Here is a 210-nt window from a genome sequence, read left to right on the forward strand (position 1 = left end):
CGGCGTGGGGGCTCCGCGAGGACGACGTGACCCCGATGGTGTTCCCGATGTTCCACACCGGCGGGTGGAACGTGCTCACGGTCCCCTTCTTCCAGATGGGCGGGCGCATCCTGCTGAGTCCGGAGGTCGACCCCGGGCGCGTGCTGCGCGACGTGGAGCGCGAGTCGGCGACGACGCTGGTCGCGGTGCCGGCCGTGTTGCGGATGATGG

Annotated in this window: 1 protein-coding gene; it reads left to right on the top strand. The window is 71.4% G+C overall.

Annotated elements, in window-relative coordinates; all coding sequences use genetic code 11:
* Positions 1-210 (top strand): AMP-binding protein (locus EXE45_RS19420; RefSeq protein WP_137695234.1); only part of this gene is annotated, 210 nt, incomplete at both ends.

The sequence above is a fragment of the Halorubrum sp. SP9 genome (genome assembly GCF_005435015.1).
Taxonomy (GTDB): Archaea; Halobacteriota; Halobacteria; order Halobacteriales; family Haloferacaceae; genus Halorubrum; species Halorubrum sodomense.